This window comes from Helicovermis profundi, from assembly GCF_033097505.1.
GTDB classification, from domain to species: Bacteria; Bacillota; Clostridia; order Peptostreptococcales; family Acidaminobacteraceae; genus Helicovermis; species Helicovermis profundi.
On record NZ_AP028654.1, the window covers coordinates 484,422 to 504,823 of the forward strand.

At 28.4% G+C, this 20,402-nt stretch carries 16 protein-coding genes and 1 riboswitch; of the genes, 14 read left to right on the plus strand and 2 right to left on the minus strand.

Features of this window, described 5'->3' with window-relative positions; translation table 11 throughout:
- The first annotated feature begins 5 nt into the window (after nt 1–5).
- From AACH12_RS02070 to AACH12_RS02130, 12 genes are all read left to right on the plus strand, one after another.
- Nucleotides 6–983 (plus strand): ABC transporter ATP-binding protein, encoded by a 978-nt coding sequence (locus AACH12_RS02070; protein WP_338536427.1) that lies wholly within the window; start codon nt 6–8, stop codon nt 981–983.
- Nucleotides 983–1,957, plus strand: a complete 975-nt coding sequence (locus AACH12_RS02075) for an ABC transporter ATP-binding protein (protein WP_338536428.1) — start codon at nt 983–985, stop codon at nt 1,955–1,957. Before AACH12_RS02070 ends, AACH12_RS02075 begins: the two co-directional genes overlap by 1 nt.
- 377 nt (nt 1,958–2,334) lie before the next feature.
- On the plus strand, nt 2,335–2,562 hold the full coding sequence (locus AACH12_RS02080; protein ID WP_338536429.1) for a hypothetical protein: 228 nt from the start codon (nt 2,335–2,337) through the stop codon (nt 2,560–2,562).
- Nucleotides 2,563–2,603: 41 nt separating this feature from the next.
- Nucleotides 2,604–3,470 (plus strand): DegV family protein, encoded by an 867-nt coding sequence (locus AACH12_RS02085; protein WP_338536430.1) that lies wholly within the window; start codon nt 2,604–2,606, stop codon nt 3,468–3,470.
- Nucleotides 3,460–5,718 carry a glycine C-acetyltransferase gene (locus AACH12_RS14285; protein WP_463670996.1) on the plus strand — a complete coding sequence of 753 codons (2,259 nt, stop codon included), beginning with the start codon at nt 3,460–3,462 and terminating at the stop codon, nt 5,716–5,718. Before AACH12_RS02085 ends, AACH12_RS14285 begins: the two co-directional genes overlap by 11 nt.
- Nucleotides 5,719–5,869: 151 nt before the next feature.
- Nucleotides 5,870–6,790: a chemotaxis protein gene (locus tag AACH12_RS02100; protein ID WP_338536431.1), complete on the plus strand. Its 921-nt coding sequence runs from the start codon at nt 5,870–5,872 to the stop codon at nt 6,788–6,790.
- Nucleotides 6,791–7,028: 238 nt separating this feature from the next.
- Nucleotides 7,029–8,147, plus strand: coding sequence for an MGDG synthase family glycosyltransferase (locus AACH12_RS02105; RefSeq protein WP_338536432.1), 1,119 nt, complete (start codon nt 7,029–7,031; stop codon nt 8,145–8,147).
- Between the two features lie 62 nt (nt 8,148–8,209).
- Nucleotides 8,210–9,295, plus strand: coding sequence for an MGDG synthase family glycosyltransferase (locus AACH12_RS02110; RefSeq protein ID WP_338536433.1), 1,086 nt, complete (start codon nt 8,210–8,212; stop codon nt 9,293–9,295).
- A gap of 13 nt (nt 9,296–9,308) precedes the next feature.
- Nucleotides 9,309–10,334 (plus strand): lysylphosphatidylglycerol synthase transmembrane domain-containing protein, encoded by a 1,026-nt coding sequence (locus tag AACH12_RS02115; protein ID WP_338536434.1) that lies wholly within the window; start codon nt 9,309–9,311, stop codon nt 10,332–10,334.
- Between the two features lie 320 nt (nt 10,335–10,654).
- Nucleotides 10,655–11,986 (plus strand): hypothetical protein, encoded by a 1,332-nt coding sequence (locus AACH12_RS02120; RefSeq protein ID WP_338536435.1) that lies wholly within the window; start codon nt 10,655–10,657, stop codon nt 11,984–11,986.
- 12 nt (nt 11,987–11,998) lie between these two features.
- On the plus strand, nt 11,999–12,691 hold the full coding sequence (locus tag AACH12_RS02125) for a response regulator transcription factor (protein ID WP_338536436.1): 693 nt from the start codon (nt 11,999–12,001) through the stop codon (nt 12,689–12,691).
- The gene (locus AACH12_RS02130) at nt 12,692–14,098 is read left to right on the plus strand and encodes a sensor histidine kinase (protein ID WP_338536437.1); all 1,407 of its coding nucleotides are present in this window, start codon (nt 12,692–12,694) and stop codon (nt 14,096–14,098) included.
- A gap of 146 nt (nt 14,099–14,244) precedes the next feature.
- Here AACH12_RS02130 and AACH12_RS02135 read toward each other — a convergent pair whose 3' ends face one another.
- Both AACH12_RS02135 and AACH12_RS02140 read right to left on the minus strand, forming a co-directional pair.
- Entirely contained in the window at nt 14,245–15,954 is a 1,710-nt protein-coding gene (locus AACH12_RS02135) for an IS1634 family transposase (RefSeq protein ID WP_338537331.1), read from the minus strand.
- A 282-nt stretch (nt 15,955–16,236) separates the two neighbouring features.
- Nucleotides 16,237–17,946 (minus strand): IS1634 family transposase, encoded by a 1,710-nt coding sequence (locus AACH12_RS02140; protein WP_338537331.1) that lies wholly within the window; start codon nt 17,944–17,946, stop codon nt 16,237–16,239.
- A gap of 330 nt (nt 17,947–18,276) precedes the next feature.
- Nucleotides 18,277–18,379, plus strand: a riboswitch (glycine riboswitch).
- A gap of 414 nt (nt 18,380–18,793) precedes the next feature.
- Between AACH12_RS02140 and gcvT the strand changes: the two genes are divergently transcribed.
- On the plus strand, nt 18,794–19,900 hold the full coding sequence (gcvT, locus tag AACH12_RS02145; RefSeq protein ID WP_338536438.1) for a glycine cleavage system aminomethyltransferase GcvT: 1,107 nt from the start codon (nt 18,794–18,796) through the stop codon (nt 19,898–19,900).
- 112 nt (nt 19,901–20,012) lie between these two features.
- Nucleotides 20,013–20,390, plus strand: a complete 378-nt coding sequence (gcvH, locus tag AACH12_RS02150) for a glycine cleavage system protein GcvH (protein ID WP_338536439.1) — start codon at nt 20,013–20,015, stop codon at nt 20,388–20,390.
- Nucleotides 20,391–20,402 lie beyond the last annotated feature (12 nt).

Below are 20,402 nucleotides of genomic sequence, written 5' to 3' on the forward strand. Positions count from 1 at the left end.
AGACAATGTCAAAGAGAATTCTTGAGGTAAAAAACTTAAAGACTCAGTTTTTTACAGATAGAGGTGTTGTAAAGGCAGTAGACGGAGTTAGTTTTAATGTTGATGCTGGAAAAACACTTTGTATAGTTGGAGAGTCTGGTTGTGGTAAAAGTGTAACTTCTATGTCTGTTATGAGATTAGTATCAAATCCAGGAAAGATTGTGGAAGGTCAAATGTTCTATAATGGACAAGATATGGTTAATTTAGATGAATCGGAAATGAGAAGCATTAGAGGAAATGAAATTTCTATGATTTTTCAAGAACCTATGACTTCTTTAAATCCAGTTTTTACAATTGGATATCAAATTCAAGAAATACTGCTTCTTCACAGAAATATAACAAAGAAAGAAGCTAGAGAAAAATCAATAGAAATGCTAAATTTAGTTGGTATCCCAAGAGCTGAAAAAATTGTTGACGAATATCCTCATCAACTTTCAGGTGGAATGAGACAAAGGGTTATGATTGCAATGGCGCTTTCATGTGAACCTAATGTTCTTATTGCAGATGAACCGACAACAGCACTTGATGTAACAATACAAGCACAAATACTTGATCTAATGAATGGCTTAAAGAAAAAACTTAATACAGGAATTATGATGATTACGCATGATCTTGGTGTTGTTGCAGAAATGGCAGATTATGTTGTAGTAATGTATGCTGGAAAAGTTGTTGAAGAGGCAGAAGTAAAAGAATTATTCAAAAAACCTACGCATCCGTATACAATTGGACTACTTAAATCAATACCAAAATTAGAAGGTAATTCAGATATTCTTGATACAATTGAAGGATCAGTGCCAAATCCACTTCATTTACCAGAAGGATGTTATTTTGCTCCTAGATGTAAATTTGCGACAGAAAAATGTAGGACTACTATGCCAGAATTAAGAAATATGGGAAATGGCCATAAAGTTAGATGTTTTTTAGTTGAAGGGGAGGAAGCATAGTGAAAAAGAAAATATTAGAAGTTAAAAATCTAAAAAAATATTTCCCTATAAAAGCTGGTTTTATTAAAAGAACAGTAGGACATGTAAAGGCCTGTGATGATATTTCTTTTGATATATATGAAGGTGAAACTTTAAGTTTAGTTGGAGAATCAGGTTGTGGAAAATCTACAACAGGAAGAGCCGTATTAAAGCTTTTTGAACCAACAGATGGCGAAGTTTTATTTAAAGGGAAAGATGTATTTAATCTTAAACACAAAGAACTTATTGAATTAAGACAAGATATGCAAATTATATTTCAAGATCCATATAGTTCATTAAATCCCAAAATGTCTGTTGGAGATACTATAGGTGAACCATTACTTCAGCATAAATTGTATAAAAAAGGACCAGAACTAGATAAAAGAATTTCTGAAATAGTAAGAATGTGTGGACTAGATGATTACCATATAAATAGATATCCACATGAATTTTCAGGCGGGCAAAGACAAAGAATTGGAATAGCAAGAGCACTTGCTATGAACCCTTCTTTTATTGTTGCAGATGAACCAGTATCAGCACTTGATGTGTCAATACAATCACAAGTAATAAACCTACTAAAAGGTCTACAAAATAAAATGGGATTATCATTCCTTTTTATATCACATGACCTTAGTGTAGTAAAACATATAAGTGATAGAATAGGCGTTATGTATCTAGGATCGCTAGTTGAACTGACAACATCGGATGAGTTATTCAAAAAACCAACACATCCATATACAGAAGCACTACTGTCAGCAATACCAGTAGCAGATCCAGAATACAAAAAGAAAAGAATCCTATTAAAAGGTGATATACCATCACCAGCAAATCCACCAAGTGGATGCAAATTCCATACAAGATGTGTATATGCAACAGACATATGCAAAACAAAAGTACCAGAATTTAAAGAGATAGAAACAGGCCATTACTGCGCATGTCACTATCCGCTAAAATAAAGCCGTGCGAAAAAAATGAAACTTTATGCCTTGCAAGCTTTTCTTGCAAAAGGCATAAAGTTTCATTTTTTGCATAGGGACTGAAAGGACCGACGAGGCTAACCGAAGGATAGCCGGTCACGGCTTAAATACAATTGCAAGCACAAAAAAGATAATAAGACCTTGCAAGCTTTTCTTGCAAAAGGCATAAAGTTTCATTTTTGCATAGGGAGTGAAAGTTATCCGGTCACGGCTTAAATACAATTGCATATAAACATAGCTATAAAGCATAAATTTTAAATATTATTAAAACAATAATATATTTTTATCATTGTAAAAATGATATAATAAAATGAAAAAGTAAAGGAAATTAACGATAATCTACTTGTGAGGTAAATATGTTTAAAGTTTTTTCAAGAGGAATTATGCCAGATGAAACAGAACTAAATATGGGTAAGGAAAAGAAACTTTATGAAAGTGATGATAGACCAGAACTTGACTTAAAGTTTTCAGATTATGTTGCAATCTCAATTGCTCTATTTAGATCTCTTCTTCCGTTTGTCTTATTAATTGGGATTGTTTACAGCATTTTTGTGTATTTTTTCTTAAATGTTTGGCTTTCTTAACTAATAACATTTGACTAATGAAAATTTAAAAGAGGTACTTTATGACAATTAAAATAATAACGGACAGTACATCGTACATACCGAATGAAATAAAAGAAAAATACGGTATTGGTATTGTTTCTTTAAGTGTAACTTTTGGCGACGAAGTGTTTAAAGAAGATGAAATTACTAATGAAGAATTTTATAAAAAATTAGATTTATATAAAAAAATACCTAAGTCTTCTCAACCTTCAATTGATGAAATTTATGATTCGTTCGAAAAAGCTGTGATTGAAGGAAAAGAAGTGATAGGAGTTTTTTTATCATCAAAAATGAGTGGTACTTGTTCTACAGCAAATTTAGTAAAAAAAATGATACTTAATAAATATGAGAATGCAAATATAAGAATTATTGATTCTGCCACAAATTGTATGCAACTAGGGTTTTCAGTAATTGAGGGAGCAAAGTGTATTATCAAAGGTAGTGATTTTAATGCAGTTATAAATGCAGTCCAAGACAATTTAAAAAAGAGTAAATTTATTTTTATGCCAAACACACTTGAATATTTAAAAATGGGTGGAAGGATTGGTAATGCAGGTGCTTTAATAGGCGAACTTTTAAAAATAAAACCAATATTAACTGTTAAAAATGGTCTTACAACTTCTCTAATTAAAGTTAGAACTATGAAAAAGGCTACATTAAAACTAATAGAAATATTTGAAAATGATATTTTAAAGTATGGGTTTGGTGACGCAATTATTCATCATATAAATTGTTACGATGAGGCGGAAAAATTAGCGAAATTAATCGAAGAAAAAGTAAATAAAAAAATAGATATTGTTTCAATTGGACCAGTTATAGGCACACATGTTGGTCCTGGATCAATTGGTATAGCATATTTTACGAAAGAAGAATTTGATGAAGAATAACTACGAAAATATAATGTTGTTTTTAAAGAAAGAGTTTAATAAGCTAAATATTGATAAATTTGAAGTGCTATCAAAAAAAGATATTTTAAAATATAAAAACGATTATACTAACAAAGTAATGCAATATGAACTTGGAAATAATTTAGAGTTTAGCAATTACTCTTATAAAGAAAGAATGGATATTGAAAACCAACTTAAAAACACTAAATCTATAATAGTAGCCATAATTCCCTATAATCATAAAAATATGTATTCTATTGAAAAAAATGAGGAAGAAATTTATGGTTATGTAACTAATTCTGCGTGGGAATATGATTATCATACATTGTTAAACTCTAAACTTAATTTTGTTGTGAATGAATTAAGTAAGAGAAATCCTAACGATGAATTTAAAGTTATAACTGATACTTCGCCGCTTGTGGATAGAGCTATTGCAAAACTAGCGAATTTTGGAGACTACGGGAAAAATACTTTCTTAATTAATAAAGAATATGGTACGTCTTTTTATATTGGATATATACTTACAACTATTGATATAGAAAAGAATAAAAATTTTAATTTTAAAATAAAAACTGATATATGTCAAAATTGTAGTAAATGCGTTGACGTATGTCCTAGTGGTGCTCTTAGTGGAAACTTTACAATAGAAGCTGAAAAGTGTATTTCGTATTTAACTCAAAAAAAAGGCGATTTATCAGTTAAGGAGAAGAAACTAATTAAAAACAATATTTATGGCTGTGATATCTGTCAAAATGTATGTCCTTTAAACAATGATAAAAAAGAAATACCTATAGAATACACAAGAGAAACTAATAATGAAATAGAGATACATAATTTGCTTGAATTAAGTAATAAAGGCATAATAAAAAAATATAAAAATCATGGATTTGTTTGGCGTGGTGCTAACGTAATAAAAAGAAATGCGATTATCTCACTAGGAAATGTTGGTTTTTCAAGTGACATTGACTTTTTAAAAAACATTTATAATCACGTAAGTGATAATAATAAAAATTATGTTTTATGGGCTATTAATGAAATAAAAAACCGGGAGGGAAATATGAAAAACATACATGAACTTGATTTTCTTAAAGAAAATATCGACGATTTAAAGAAGCAGGGTGTATATAGAAAACTACCTATTCTAGAAGGTGCTAATGATGCAGAAATTATTCTAAATGGTAAAAAAGTGATTAATTTATCATCAAATAATTATTTAGGACTTGCCAATCACCCTAGACTAAAAAAAGCAGCAATTGCAGCTGTTGAAAAATATGGTGTTGGTGCAGGTGCTGTAAGAACAATTGTAGGAAATATGGATATTCACGAAGAACTTGAAAAAAAATTAGCAGAATTTAAAAGAGAAGAAGCAGTTATGGTTTATCAATCAGGCTTTAACTGCAACGCTGGAACTATTCAAGCTATTACTGAAAAAGGTGATCTTATAATATCAGATTCACTGAATCATGCATCTATTATTGATGGAGTTAGGCTTTCAAGAGCGGATAGAGCTGTATTTGAACATAGCAATATGGAAGATTTAGAAAGAGTATTAAAAGAGAAAAGAGATAATTTTAAAAACTGCTTAATTATTACTGATGGAGTATTTAGTATGGATGGAGACCTTGCCAAACTTCCAGAGATAGTTGAACTTGCGGAAAAGTACAACTGTATGACTTATGTTGATGATGCTCATGGTTCTGGGGTACTTGGAGAAAGTGGTAGAGGAACAGTAGATCACTTTGGACTTCACGGCAGAGTAGATTTTTCAATTGGAACTTTATCAAAAGCTATTGGTGTTATTGGTGGTTATGTTGCTGGAAAAGCTGTAAGTAAAGATTGGTTAAGTCATAGAGGAAGACCTATACTTTTCTCAACTGCACTTCCACCTGCTGCAGTAGGTGCAATAATTGAATCCGTTTCAATGCTTATGGAATCAACAGAATATACTGATAGATTATGGGATAATGCGAAATTCTTTAAAGAAAAATTAGGAAAACTTGGATTTGATACTGGAAAAAGTGAAACTCCTATTACTCCTGTAATTATTGGAGAAGAAGCTAGAGCAATGGAATTTTCTAAAAAACTTTTTGAAAATGGTGTATATGTTTCAGCTATTGTATTTCCGACTGTTCCAAAGGGAACTGGTAGAGTAAGATGTATGGTTACTGCCGGACACACAAAAGAACAACTAGAAAGAGCTGTTGATACATTTGAAAAAGTAGGAAAAGAGATGGGTCTTATTAAATAAGAAAAAAATAAAAAGTTTTGCACAAAAAAATATTTTGGGTGCAAAACTTTTTTTGTTATAATATTATTATAAATAAGAGTATTGTTGATATTCTTGGGTATAGTCTATAAATAAGTGGATACATAAGAAAAAATATAATGGAGGTAATAATATGAAAGATGATAATGGAATTTTACTTGAAACGGGTACAGGCGAATTAGAAATATTACATTTTATAGTTAAAGATGAGCATTATGCAATTAATGTTGTAAAAGTTAAAGAAATATTAGAAATTGAAAATCTTTCTAAAGTACCAAACTCACATCCGTCGGTTGCTGGAATTTCTCTTATTAGGGGAGATGTAATTTCTATAGTAGATATGAAACACGTCTTAGAAAATGAAAAAAATGAAGATATTAAAAAAAGCATGGTTTTAGTATGTGAATTTAATAAAATTAAAGTTGCTTTTGCAATCGATGAGGTTCTTGGAATTGCAAGAATAAAATGGAGTGATATTCATAAGCCTAGTGCTATTACATCAGATACTTTAGTTATTGGTAATATTAACTTAAAGGATGAAATTATTATGCTTCTTGATTTTGAAAAAATTGTAATGGATATTAGCCCGGCTGCTGGAATTAACGTTGATAGGATGGCTGATGTTGAAGAAAATTCTGCTAGAAAAGATGTAAAAATTGTTTTAGCTGATGATTCGCCTCTTATTAGAACAGTTTTAAAAAACACTCTTTCTATGGCAGGCTTTGACGAATTAAGATTTTTTGATGATGGAAAACAGGCGCTTGATTATATTATGAAAATTTATGATGCAAAAGGAAAAGATTTTATTAATGATATTAATCTTTTAATAACAGATATAGAAATGCCACAACTTGATGGGCATACTTTAACTAGAACTATTAAGGAACATAAAGATCTTAAAAAGCTTCCAGTTATTATTTTCTCATCTCTTATTACAGGAGATTTAAGACATAAAGGAGAAGCTGTTGGTGCCGATGCACAACTTAGTAAACCAGAAGTAGCGGGTCTTGTAGAATTGATTGATTCAATTATGATGGTAATAAAAAACAAATAAAATTTTAATGAAAATATTTTTAGATTCAAATAATATAATCCTTTAAAATATTAGTCTATGACAATTGACTACTGTTTTAAAGGATTTTTTATTTGATAAATTACATATAATTATATGTAGAATTTAACATATATATAGTTTATCTTAATAAAATCTTAATAATTATCTTATATAATATTGTTATAGCATGATAATCATGTGAATTTGTTTTAAATGGAGTTAAAAAGAGGTGAACAATATGAAAAAAGTTATTATTTTAACTGCATCTACTGGTGCAGGCCATAATGCGGCTGCAAAATCACTAGAAGAAAAATATAAAGAATCAGGATACGAAACATTTATTGTAGATATTTTTAGAGAAACAAGCAAACCACTAAATACAATTGTCACTGATGGTTATAAAATACTTGCTAATAGTTTCCCTGCATTTTATGGTACACTTTATGATGCTGCTGACACTTATACATTTTCAAATAAAATTTTAAAAACAACACTTATGGTTTTAAAAAGAAGATTATTAAAAATAATTAATCAAGTTGAACCAGATATTATAATAGGTACACATCCATTTGCAGTAGGACTTATAAGTAGCTTTAAAAGAAAGAAATTAACAGATGCATTGTTTATTTCCGTAGTTACAGATTTTAAAGCACATTATGCTTATATTAATGAGAATGTAGATGCTTATATTACTGGTAGCGAATATACTAAGGAAACATTGATAAATAGAAACATAGATAAAAATAAGATTTTTAATTATGGAATCCCAATTAAAGAAGAGTTTTTATGTAAATCAGAAAACCATGATAGTGTTATAAATAAATTTAGAGTCCTTGTAATGGGTGGTAGTATGGGATCTAAAGATATTGCAAAAGTAGTTGAAAATTTGGCGATAGATTCAGACAAGTTTAGAATCACAGTTATTTGTGGAAATAATAATAGCTTGAAAAATGCACTTGAAAAAAAATACGAAGATGAAATTATTTTAAATAAATTAAAAGTCTATGGTTTTACTAGTGAGGTATCTTATCTTATGGATAATTCTGACGTAATTGTTACTAAACCGGGTGGACTTACTTCAAGTGAAGCTTTAGCTAAAGAACTTCCTATGATTATTCCTTTTGCAATTCCAGGACAAGAAACTGAAAATACTGAATTTCTTGTAAATGCTGGAGTAGCAATTCACGTAAAAAATATGAATAAAATTAGAGAAAATTTAGATGAATTAATTGATAATAAAACTAAGTATATTAATATGAAAAAAAGTATGAAATCTATATCTTCTTCTTATTCAATTTCCAATATAGTTAATTTATCAGATGATTTGATTATTAATAAAAACATTGCACTAATCTAATAAAAGTGATTGTAGTAATAACTAAAACGTAGCTTTTAATAAAATATAAAAGAGGTAACATTATGAGTGAGAAATCAAATATATTGATATTTACTACATCTTTTGGAATGGGACATTTAAGTGTAGCTAATGCAATAAAAGAACAACTTATAAATGAAAATAAAGAAAATATAATTGAAATAGTTGATATTTTAGATGTTTCTAATCCCAAAACCAAAGATATATTTTTTAACACATACAAGTTTTTAACAAGTAAACATGAAAATATATATAATTATTTTTATAAAATAAAAAAAGATGTGCCAAACAATTATATAGATGGTATTATGTATAATATGTATTTAAAGAAAGTTGCAAAATATATTATGCATAAGAATCCAGATTTAATTATTTCTACTTTTCCAATGTGTTCAGGATTTGTTTCAAAAGCAAAAGCAAAATACGATTTGAAAATTCCACTTATTACTTCTATTACTGACGTTGTTGATAGTTGGGAGTGGATTCATAGTAACACTGATATGTATTTCGTGCCTTCTAAAGTAGTTGGAGAGAAACTAGTTGGAAAAGGAATTGATGAAAAACAAATTAAAGTCACTGGAATTCCGGTTAAAAATGAATTTTTACAGTATTTAAAAAAGGAAAATTCAAAAAAACAATTATTAATTATGGGCGGAGTTATGGATAAGCTTGGGATTGATCAAGTTGTCCTTGATAAACTTGATGGATTATCTAATGTAAAAACTGTTATTGTTACTGGTAATAATAAGGTACTTTATGATAAACTAAGTAAAAATAGCGATTATAAAAATATTGAAATATTAGGATATACTACTGAGATTGCTAAATTTATGAGTGAATCAGATGTTCTTGTAACAAAGCCTGGTGGTGCAACACTATTTGAAGCTATAAATAAAGGTCTTCCAATGATTATAAAAAATTCAAATGTTGGTCAGGAAGAAGAGAATATTAAGTATATAAGAGAAAAAGGAATTGGTATATTAATTGAAGATAGTGAATCTATTGAAGATATAATTATTGATTCCCTTAGTAATACATCTGTTCTAGAATTATTAAGATTGAATATTTCTAATATTAAAAATGAAATAAATCCACATTTAATTGGAAAATATGCTTTAGAGTTAATATAGAAAGTGAGGAATTATGAAGAAGAAGTGGAATAGTGTTTTATTTATTGTTTTAATAGTAGTAACGTTTTTGACTATTTATACAAAAATAGATATTAAATTATTTGAAAATGCACTATTAAATGCAAATATTAAATTTTTAGTACTTGGCTTAATATGTATGTTCGTTTATTGGGGGATAGAAGCTGGTTTAATTGATATGCTTATAAAAAAAGTATCACCTAAAACAAAATTTTGGACTTCGATAAAGACGACAGTTATTGGTCAATATTATTCTTCTATTACACCTTTTGCAAGTGGCGGTCAGCCAGCGCAACTTTATGAAATGTCTAAAGACAATATTCCTGGTGGCAAAGCAACTGCTGTTTTAGTAAGCAAATTTCTTTTATTTCAAGTATCGGTTACACTTTATTCACTAATGTTAATAATTGTTAGAATGAAACATTTACTATTAGGACTTAAGAGTGCATCGGGATTTGTATTTACAGGATTATTTATTAATACAATAGGGCTTAGTGCGATTATTTTATTGGCATTTAAACCTAACTTATTAAAGAGAGTGGCAAATTTTATTATATATAAATTAGAAAAATTTAAATTAATAAAAAACGCGGAATTAAAAATTAAAAAATTTGATCATTATGTATCTGAATATTTAGTTAGTATAAACTATATGAAACAAGACGTTATTAGCACTATATATATGTTTTTACTTACAATTATTCAATTAACAGCATTCTTTTCAATAACATATTTTATATATAAAGCACTTGGTCTTAGTGGCACTTCTATTATAGATATTGTTTCACTTCAAGCTCTTCTTTATATGGCAGTATCTTTTATTCCTGTTCCTGGAACTGTTGGGGCTAGTGAAGTTGGATTTTCATTACTACTCGGATCAATATTTTCTGCAAATTTAGTTGCAGTTGCTTTAATACTTTGGAGAGGTATTAGTTATTATTTTGGATTGATATTTTGTGGAATTTTCACATTTTTAATTTATTCTTTTGATAAAAGTAGAAATGAAAAAATTGCATCATAGTTAAAATATAAGAAAAATAAAAGCATTTAAAGTGAAACTATCGCTTTAAATGCTTTTATTTTTCTTTAAGATTCAAATGATATTTTAAGTTTTAATGAATTAAAACTTAAAGCTCGTATAATCGTAAAATATTACTAAGAATAATCTAATTGTTATTACTTTGTTACCCATAGATACAAAAAAAAATATATGATTTTATAGAAGAGAGCTTTAGCTTACATTAGATACTTTTATAGAGTATAATTCAAGATATAAGTTATTTAGTTTTAAGTATATGTTATAAGTAATCAAAAATAATATTAACTTAAAGAGGAGAAAACATGAGAAAAATATTTATGCTACTAATTCTATTCTCGTCTATTTTAACAGTGGGGTGTTCAAATAATTTAGAGGGAGATAGTTTGCTACTAGCGCCTAAATTACCAATTGAGGTTGAAGAAGTAAAATCTATTTTAAGTGAGAATTTTTCAAAAGAACTAGATTTAATTAATCCAATAATAGGTGAGAGCAATAATTCAATACAATTTGTTGATCTAGACAATGATGGAAAAGATGAAGTTCTTGTTTTTCATAAAGTAAAAGATGATAAATTTCCAGTAAGAATTGCAATTCTTACAAAAATAAGTGATACGGAATGGATTGTAAATAATACAATTAAAGGCATTGGATATGATGTAAATAAAATTGTATATTCTGATATGGATAATGATGGTATAAAGGAAATAATTGTGGGCTGGCAAGGTGGAACAATTCTTAATAAGGGCTTGTCTATTTATTCTTACTCTAAGGGAGATATAAGTGAAACTTATGAAGATACATATACTGAATTTGATGTGAAAGATTTTACTTCTGATGGTACAAAAGAACTTATGATAATAAAATTAAATAGAAGTGAAGGAGTATCTAAAGCGTTTTTATATGACTATAAAAATTCAGCAGTTAGTTTTATAGATGAAACATTAATGGATGGATATATTAATAATTATTATCATGTCACTTCAGGAAATGCGTATAATGGTTTGAATGGAATGTTTTTAGATGCGTCAGTAGGCGCACATTCAGCATTTACCGATCTTCTTGTCTATCAAAATGGAGAGCTTAAAAACATTTTTTATGATGAAAATTGGAGTTCTACCAATACAACATTTAAAGCGTATCCTAGAAAAAGTAAAGATATTGATTCTGATGGAACGATAGAAATTCCAATACTTATTGCGCCGAAAGGTTATGAAAATGCGTCTATGAGTGATACTCCGTGGTTAACCGTGTGGTATAAATGGGATGGAAAAAAAGACTTGATTAGATCAAATGAGAGTTATCAAGACTTTAAACATGGATTTGAATTTGTATTTCCAAATGACTGGGATAAGCATGTTACTTTAGAATTTGCAAGAAAAAATAATTCTCTTATTAAATTCACTTTAGATGATGATGAAAAAACTCAGATTCTTGATATTTTAATTCTTTCAAGTGAAGAATATGAATCAATGAAAGAAAAACCCGAAATAAAATTATATAAGAAAATTAAAACAACGTTTAAGAAAGTATATTTACTTAGACAATATATTTATGATAATAGCAATAAATATTATTTAGATGAAGATAGATTTAAAGAATTACTTAAAATAAATTATGAAAATAATAAAAATTAATGGAGGCTTACTTTGGAAGGCAATGTGTTAGTATTAGAAGATCAAATAGAAATTAGAGAGTTTATTGTTATTAATATTAAAAGGGCAGGTTACAATATATTCGAAGCAAAAAATGGTGAAGAAGCTCTTAAAATTGTAAATGCAAATAAAATTGATATTGCTGTTTTGGATGTTATGTTGCCAGGAATTAGTGGCTATGATGTGTGCAGGGAAATAAGAAAACATAATAAATATATGGGTATAATAATGTTAACAGCAAAATCACAGGAAAAAGACAAAATAGAAGGACTTATAAGTGGTGCTGATGATTACATTGTTAAACCATTCAGTCCAAAAGAATTGGTGGCAAGGATAGATTCGCTTTATAGACGTGTAAAACTCTTAGAAGATGATTCAACTGAAAAATGCGAAAGTGGAGCATTTATTATTGATTATAAAAATAGACAAATTTTTAAAGACGATATTGAACTTGATTTAACACAACTAGAATTTGCAATAGTAGCAACACTTATTAAAAATGAAGGAAGACCACTTAGTAGGGAATATATTCTAGATCATGTATGGGGTGAAAATTTTTTTGGAAGTTTCAAAATTGTCGATGTTAACATTAGAAGATTAAGACAAAAATTAGAGAAAGATGCTTCGAACCCTGAATATATAATTACAGTTTGGGGATTTGGTTATAAGTGGCGAAAGGGAGAGTAAATGACGGGTATAAAGAGAAGATGGGTAAAAACTTACGTTATTACTATAATCCTAATTGCAATAATTTTAGGACTTGCTTTCCTTTTCACTATAAAGAATTTTTATTATAATTCTGCTCACCAAAGTTTATTAAGTAAAGCTACTATTTCTTCTGAATTTTACAATAAATATTTGCTTCGTGATAATTATTCCTTCGATGAATTATCTAAACTTATAATAAACGATTTCAAGGATTACAATATAATGGAACTTCAACTTATTAATAATAATGCGAAACTTTCTTATAGTTCAACTGGATTTAACACTGCTCTTATTATTAAAAGTGGAGATGTATTATCGGCACTTCAAGGTAAAAAAGGATATACGGTTGGTAAAAGTAAATTAACAAATGAAAAAATAATGGCTGTATCAGTTCCGCTTATAAACTCTGAAGAAAATATTATTGGTGTATTAAGACTTATTTCGAGTACTTCAAAAATAGACACAATTATAAATTTGTACACCTTTTATGCTATAGGCGTTTTAGCTATTATAATACTCATATTAATGATTCTAAGTATTACTTTTAGTCAATCTATTCTTAAACCGATTCAAGAAATAATAAACGTTGCTGAAAAAATGTCAGAAGGAAAGTTAAGTAATAGAATTGAAAAAAGTTATAATGACGAACTTGGAGTACTTGCTGAGACAATTAATCATATGGCAGATGAGATTCAAAAAAGTGAGGTACTAAAAAATGATTTCATTTCTTCTGTTTCACATGAGATAAGGACTCCCTTAACCGCTATAGCTGGATGGGGAGAAACTATTATAACTGGAGATATAAATAATAGAGAAGAAGTTGAAAAAGGACTTTCTATAATAGTTAGAGAAACAAATAGGCTTTCAAATATGGTTGAAGAGCTTCTTGATTTTTCAAGAATGGAAAGCGGTAGACTATCACTATATTTAGAAAAAACTATGCTTGAAAATGAAGTAGATGAAGTTGTTGAAATATATTGTCATAAAGCTGAACTTAAAAATGTAAAAATAGTTAAAGACTATAGGTTAGAAGGTATCGAGATTGAAGCGGATAGAAATAGATTAAAGCAAGTTTTTATAAATATAATAGATAACGCAGTAAAATTTACGGATAATGGTGGTCAAATAAATATTTGTGTAAAAAAAATAAAAAATGATGCTTTTGTTATTGTTAAAGATAACGGAATTGGAATAAAAAAAGATGAAATCGAACTTATAACAAAAAAATTCTATAAAGGTAATACTAATAATGCTGGCAGTGGACTTGGACTGTCAATTACAAATGAAATTATTAATTTGCATGGTGGATTTTTAAAAATTGATAGTGAATATGGGAAAGGAACGGAGATAACAATCCGCTTTGAATGTTTACCGTTAATAGAATAACAACCCTTGAAATCTTAATAATAATAATATATTATGATAATGTAATATCTCGTCTTTGACAGTTGTAGAGCAGAAAAACCGTGATATCTATTGCAAACAGTAGTTTATCACGGTTTCTTAATGTAGTAAAAAGTGCGTACCTTTTTTTACTTTTTCGTTTGTTTTAATATTTTTTTCATTTTAGCATTACTAATTATTTGGGTATCCGTTCTAAATCCAAATTTATCATGTAATTCATCTGTTATATCAGTTCGTGTGTATGTCGGAATATATCCTTCGCCTTTTAACTCCATAAAGTTATGATTTTTTAACGTTTCTATTAATTCTTTTGTAGTGTATTTTTCATCAAGCTTCTTTTCTAAAAGCCTATATATCAGTAAAGAAAGAAAACATGTTGTAAAATGAGCTTTTATTCTATCATCTCTACTTAAATATACTGGTCTTGCTTTAAACTCAGTTTTTAGAATTCTAAATGATTCTTCTATTTCCCATCTTCTTTTATTTACTTTAATAATTGTTTCAGCATTATCATCAAGATTTGTACATACTCCGTAGAATCCATCATATTTTTCTTCATCAGAAATAGTGTCTCTATTTATTGTAAGTACCTGTTTTTCAGCGATTTCACCTTCATTAGTGCAGTGAATAGAATCTATAAATCTCTTTGGATCATTCTGTTTCTTTTTATTGATACTAGAAGGTTTTTTAACAAGTTTTTCTGCACGTTGTATTTGAGTGCTTCGAATGTACTCTTGATAAGCTCTATATTTTGGTGAATATGTTACTATTAATTTTTGTGGTAATTCATTTTCATTTATCCAACGTTCTTTGTAATAAATAGCTTTATTGTTTGAAGAATGATCTATATTTTCTAAATTAATATTTTTTGTCTCATTTGATAAATGCCATCCATTTGGGGCAAGAGCCCAATCTTTAAGATGTTTTTTAAGCTTTTTTAATGATTGTGTAACAATAAAAGCTCTATCGTTTTTATTATTAAATATTCTATTGGTATTAGATGCTAATCCTGCATCTGTACATACAACAAATTTAGATAAATCAAAATCAGATAATATGCGCTTTTCTAGTGGTTTTAAACTTGGCTGTTCATTTTTATTTCCATCAAATATAGAAAATGCAAGTGGTATGCCATCCCCATCCATAAATAATCCCATTTGTACAATTGGATTAGGGCGATGTTCTTTGGAAAGTCCATATTGTTTTAACCCATCGGCTTTTTCAGTTTCAAAGAAATAATTTGTACAATCGTAATAAAGCACTTTTGTATTTCTTTTAGATAATTTTAAACTATTTTTATAAACAGTTGATTCAATAAAATCAGATTCTTTAGAAATTATTTCTAAAGCTCTATAAATATGCTGTAATTCAAAATTAGGCTGTTCAATAAAGTCATTAGAGGCTTTAAAAGAAGAAAGCTTAGAAGACGGATTAAGCATTCTAGTATAAATGAGTCTAGAAAGAATACTGTTTAAATCAAAAGAAAATTTATATTTATCAGAAATTTGCTTTGAAATTTTATGAAGGCCTAAATCATAATAAATATCTTGTAAAAAAAGATATCCACCATTGAAATGAACCTTAGAATCCATTGGTATTTGTTTAGTTTCAGAAAATTTAGCAATAATCTCAACTTTATTTTCTTTTTCTTTTTTATTAAGTTCACTTATATATTTTTTTGCCCATTCATAAGGATCTTGTCCATTTAATTTTTCACGTAATTGTGCTTCAGTACCAAGTTTTTCTACAATTTTAGTTGTTCGTTTATTTTTAATAGTAATATCTTTAATAACGTAAAGTGAAGTAGCATTTTTTGATTTAGAAGTTGAAAGTCTCATAAGCATAATACCTCCTGTTCCTTACATTATACCACAATACGACAAACTACGCAATAGTAAAACGGAAAATTTGACAAAAAAATAAGCCTATAATTGGCTTTGAGGTAGAATTTTGTTTATGCAACTGTCAAACTTCCGTGTTTACCGTTAATAGAATAACAACCCTTGAAATCTTAATAATAATCTCGTCTTTGACAGTTGTAGAGCAGAAAAACCGTGATATCTATTGCAAACAGTAGTTTATCACGGTTTCTTAATGTAGTAAAAAGTGCGTACCTTTTTTTACTTTTTCGTTTGTTTTAATATTTTTTTCATTTTAGCATTACTAATTATTTGGGTATCCGTTCTAAATCCAAATTTATCATGTAATTCATCTGTTATATCAGTTCGTGTGTATGTCGGAATATATCCTTCGCCTTTTAACTCCATAAAGTTATGATTTTTTAACGTTTCTATTAATTCTTTTGTAGTGTATTTTTCATCAAGCTTCTTTTCTAAAAGCCTATATATCAGTAAAGAAAGAAAACATGTTGTAAAATGAGCTTTTATTCTATCATCTCTACTTAAATATACTGGTCTTGCTTTAAACTCAGTTTTTAGAATTCTAAATGATTCTTCTATTTCCCATCTTCTTTTATTTACTTTAATAATTGTTTCAGCATTATCATCAAGATTTGTACATACTCCGTAGAATCCATCATATTTTTCTTCATCAGAAATAGTGTCTCTATTTATTGTAAGTACCTGTTTTTCAGCGATTTCACCTTCATTAGTGCAGTGAATAGAATCTATAAATCTCTTTGGATCATTCTGTTTCTTTTTATTGATACTAGAAGGTTTTTTAACAAGTTTTTCTGCACGTTGTATTTGAGTGCTTCGAATGTACTCTTGATAAGCTCTATATTTTGGTGAATATGTTACTATTAATTTTTGTGGTAATTCATTTTCATTTATCCAACGTTCTTTGTAATAAATAGCTTTATTGTTTGAAGAATGATCTATATTTTCTAAATTAATATTTTTTGTCTCATTTGATAAATGCCATCCATTTGGGGCAAGAGCCCAATCTTTAAGATGTTTTTTAAGCTTTTTTAATGATTGTGTAACAATAAAAGCTCTATCGTTTTTATTATTAAATATTCTATTGGTATTAGATGCTAATCCTGCATCTGTACATACAACAAATTTAGATAAATCAAAATCAGATAATATGCGCTTTTCTAGTGGTTTTAAACTTGGCTGTTCATTTTTATTTCCATCAAATATAGAAAATGCAAGTGGTATGCCATCCCCATCCATAAATAATCCCATTTGTACAATTGGATTAGGGCGATGTTCTTTGGAAAGTCCATATTGTTTTAACCCATCGGCTTTTTCAGTTTCAAAGAAATAATTTGTACAATCGTAATAAAGCACTTTTGTATTTCTTTTAGATAATTTTAAACTATTTTTATAAACAGTTGATTCAATAAAATCAGATTCTTTAGAAATTATTTCTAAAGCTCTATAAATATGCTGTAATTCAAAATTAGGCTGTTCAATAAAGTCATTAGAGGCTTTAAAAGAAGAAAGCTTAGAAGACGGATTAAGCATTCTAGTATAAATGAGTCTAGAAAGAATACTGTTTAAATCAAAAGAAAATTTATATTTATCAGAAATTTGCTTTGAAATTTTATGAAGGCCTAAATCATAATAAATATCTTGTAAAAAAAGATATCCACCATTGAAATGAACCTTAGAATCCATTGGTATTTGTTTAGTTTCAGAAAATTTAGCAATAATCTCAACTTTATTTTCTTTTTCTTTTTTATTAAGTTCACTTATATATTTTTTTGCCCATTCATAAGGATCTTGTCCATTTAATTTTTCACGTAATTGTGCTTCAGTACCAAGTTTTTCTACAATTTTAGTTGTTCGTTTATTTTTAATAGTAATATCTTTAATAACGTAAAGTGAAGTAGCATTTTTTGATTTAGAAGTTGAAAGTCTCATAAGCATAATACCTCCTGTTCCTTACATTATACCACAATACGACAAACTACGCAATAGTAAAACGGAAAATTTGACAAAAAAATAAGCCTATAATTGGCTTTGAGGTAGAATTTTGTTTATGCAACTGTCAAACTTCCGCGACAAACTACGCAATAGTAAAACGGAAAATTTGACAAAAAAATAAGCCTATAATTGGCTTTGAGGTAGAATTTTGTTTATGCAACTGTCAAACTTCCGTGTTTACCGTTAATAGAATAACAACCCTTGAAATCTTAATAATAATAATATATTATGATAATGTAATATAAAATAAAAATATTTTGAATCCAAATGATTATTTTGTGAGATATCTTTAAATAGATAGCCGAAGATGCAATGAGTGTTTTGCCAAAAACATTTAGAACCTTTCAGGCAAATGGAACATAATATGATGGATCTCTGAAGAGTCATTTAATTGGCGCCGAAGGAGTAAATCTCTCAGGCAAAGAAAACAGAGAAGGTTAGGCTAAAGCTGACCTTCTTTTTTGTTTTTGTTAAATAGGTAACATTGTAAAGTGAGAAACAATTTCTACGAATTTACTATTTTATTAGTATAAAATTAATTAATGGGTATATAAACTAAAGTGACTTAAATATTAAAAGTAAAACCGTCAATTTGGCGGTATTATTGATAAATGAATTTCTTGGATTCAGAGAGAGTTTTTACTGCCACTGAATCTTAGAAAACATAATCCAGGGCCTTTTTAGAGTTCTTTATCCACCACTTTTTTAAGAAGTGGGGGTATTAGAACTCTAAGGCATCGGATAAAGTTTTTTAGAAACAAACAATTGACGAGGGGGTTACAAATTGAGTAATTTACAAAGAACGGCTTTATATGAAGAACATGTTAAAAATGGTGGCAAAATTGTTGATTTTGCAGGATGGGAATTACCCATTCAGTACGAAGGGTTAGTTGTTGAACATGAAGCTGTAAGAAATGATTGTGGTATGTTTGACGTTTCTCATATGGGTGAAGTAACAGTTGATGGAAAAGACGCTGAAGCTTTCGTTCAATACTTAGTAACAAACAATGTTAAAACTATGAAGGAAAAACAAGTTATATATGGACAAATGTGCTATGAAAATGGTGGAATTGTAGACGATCTACTTGTTTATAAATATAATACTGAAAAATATTTATTAGTAATAAATGCATCAAATGTAGCAAAGGACTTTGCTTGGATGCAAGAAGTAGTGAAAAAATTTGAAGTTAAATTAGTAAATATTTCAACTGAAACATCTGAAGTTGCACTTCAAGGACCAAAAGCTGAAAAATTGCTTCAAAATTTAACTGATAAAGATTTAAGTGAAATTGGATTCTTTTTCTTTGAAAATCCTGTAGTTATTGCAGGCGTTGAATGTATTGTTTCTAGAACAGGTTATACTGGTGAAGACGGTTTTGAAATTTATGCGCCAAATGATAAAATTACAATAGTATGGAACGCAATTATTGAAAAAGGCGGAGACTATGGTCTAAAACTTTGTGGTCTTGGTTGTAGAGATACACTTAGATTTGAAGTTGCACTTCCTCTTTATGGAAACGAAATGAGCAAAGATATTTCACCACTTGAAGCAGGACTTGGTTTCTTTGTTAAACTTGATACTGATGATTTTATTGGAAAAAGTGCATTAGTTAAACAAAAAGAAGAAGGTCTTAAAAGAAAAACAATTGGTTTTGAAATCGAAGGAAGACCAGTTGCAAGACATGAATATAAAGTGTTAAAAAATGGAAAAGAAATTGGCTTTGTAACAACAGGATACAATTCTCCTTCAGTAGGTAAAAGTGTAGGTATTGCAATTGTTGATGCTGAGTATGCTGTAAAAGGTGAAGAGATTGAAATTCAAATTAGAAAGAAAACAGTTAAAGCTATAGTTACAGCAAAAAGAGCATACAAAAAAAGTTATAAAAAATAGATAAATAAATTATACTAAGTAATCTTATAAATTTTTAGTTTTTAATATCATAAAAGTGGTATTAACATAATAGAGTAAAAAATTTAAACAAAAATATTAGGAGGTATTATTAATGAAAGTTGTTGAAGGTTTATTATACGCAGAGGATCACGAGTGGGTTAAAGTTGAAGGAAATGTAGCTACAATTGGATTATCAGATTTTGCACAACATGAACTTGGAGATATTGTATTTTTAGAATTACCAGAAGTTGATGATGAATTAGCTGCTGGAGATGTTTTTGGTGTTGTTGAATCAGTAAAAGCTGCTTCGGATTCATTTACTCCTGTTTCGGGAAAAGTAATTGAAGTGAATGAAGATTTACTAGATGCTCCAGAAGGAGTTAACTCTGATGCATTTGGAAGTTGGATGTATAAAATTGAATTATCAAATAAAGAAGAATTAGATGGATTAATGGATTCAACTAAATACACAGAATTTTGTTCAAAATAATACTAACCTAGT

What these genes read in the sequence shown, in the direction of transcription:
- AACH12_RS02070 (WP_338536427.1), top strand. Translation starts at nt 6, where the DNA reads ATGTCAAAGAGAATTCTTGAGGTAAAAAACTTAAAGACTCAGTTTTTT.
- AACH12_RS02080 (WP_338536429.1), top strand. Translation starts at nt 2,335, where the DNA reads ATGTTTAAAGTTTTTTCAAGAGGAATTATGCCAGATGAAACAGAACTA.
- AACH12_RS02085 (WP_338536430.1), top strand. Translation starts at nt 2,604, where the DNA reads ATGACAATTAAAATAATAACGGACAGTACATCGTACATACCGAATGAA.
- AACH12_RS14285 (WP_463670996.1), top strand. Translation starts at nt 3,460, where the DNA reads ATGAAGAATAACTACGAAAATATAATGTTGTTTTTAAAGAAAGAGTTT.
- AACH12_RS02100 (WP_338536431.1), top strand. Translation starts at nt 5,870, where the DNA reads ATGAAAGATGATAATGGAATTTTACTTGAAACGGGTACAGGCGAATTA.
- AACH12_RS02105 (WP_338536432.1), top strand. Translation starts at nt 7,029, where the DNA reads ATGAAAAAAGTTATTATTTTAACTGCATCTACTGGTGCAGGCCATAAT.
- AACH12_RS02110 (WP_338536433.1), top strand. Translation starts at nt 8,210, where the DNA reads ATGAGTGAGAAATCAAATATATTGATATTTACTACATCTTTTGGAATG.
- AACH12_RS02115 (WP_338536434.1), top strand. Translation starts at nt 9,309, where the DNA reads ATGAAGAAGAAGTGGAATAGTGTTTTATTTATTGTTTTAATAGTAGTA.
- AACH12_RS02120 (WP_338536435.1), top strand. Translation starts at nt 10,655, where the DNA reads ATGAGAAAAATATTTATGCTACTAATTCTATTCTCGTCTATTTTAACA.
- AACH12_RS02130 (WP_338536437.1), top strand. Translation starts at nt 12,692, where the DNA reads ATGACGGGTATAAAGAGAAGATGGGTAAAAACTTACGTTATTACTATA.
- AACH12_RS02135 (WP_338537331.1), bottom strand. Translation starts at nt 15,954, where the DNA reads ATGAGACTTTCAACTTCTAAATCAAAAAATGCTACTTCACTTTACGTT.
- AACH12_RS02140 (WP_338537331.1), bottom strand. Translation starts at nt 17,946, where the DNA reads ATGAGACTTTCAACTTCTAAATCAAAAAATGCTACTTCACTTTACGTT.
- gcvH (WP_338536439.1), top strand. Translation starts at nt 20,013, where the DNA reads ATGAAAGTTGTTGAAGGTTTATTATACGCAGAGGATCACGAGTGGGTT.